Genomic DNA, 470 nt, shown 5'->3' with positions numbered 1-470 from the left:
AAATGACCTGGAGCGTCAAGCCCGTGGATGGCGGCACCGAGGTCAGCCTCATCTGCGAGAATGTGCCTGCAGGCATAAGAGCCGAGGACCACGCCGAGGGGCTTTCATCGACGCTCGACAATCTCGCTGCATTCGTCTGCAAGTCTGCGCTATAAGCTGACCAACGCAACCCGGAGACGACAATGGCACTTGAAGGCAAGACGGCACTCGTGACCGGCGGCGCGGGCGGCATCGGTCTTGCCATTGCGCAGCGCTACCTTCAGGACGGCGCACGCGTGGTCATTGCCGACATCGATCAGGAAAAGGGCGACAAGGCCGAACGCGACCTCGAAAAGCTTGGCAAGGTTCACTTCATCCGCACCAATGTCGGCAGGAAGCTGGACGTTCATAATCTCATCGCTTCAGCGATAGACGTATTCGGCGACATCGACATCCTGGTCAACAATGCAGGCATTGTTCACGAGGCAGGC

2 protein-coding genes are annotated in these 470 nt (G+C 58.7%); both read left to right on the top strand.

Annotation, left to right across the window (positions count from 1 at the left end; genetic code table 11):
* Positions 1 to 2: 2 nt before the first annotated feature.
* Positions 3 to 155, top strand: a complete 153-nt coding sequence (locus AB1462_RS31860; protein WP_367249079.1) for an SRPBCC domain-containing protein — start codon at positions 3 to 5, stop codon at positions 153 to 155.
* 27 nt (positions 156 to 182) lie between these two features.
* Positions 183 to 470: SDR family NAD(P)-dependent oxidoreductase (locus AB1462_RS31855; RefSeq protein ID WP_367249077.1), on the top strand; the 288-nt coding region annotated here is incomplete at its 3' end.

Source organism: Pseudomonas sp. SB113 (assembly GCF_040754745.1).
Lineage (GTDB): Bacteria > Pseudomonadota > Gammaproteobacteria > Pseudomonadales > Pseudomonadaceae > Aquipseudomonas > Aquipseudomonas grimontii.
The sequence above is the reverse complement of the archived record's forward strand: the minus strand, read 5'-3'. Positions and strand labels throughout refer to the sequence as shown.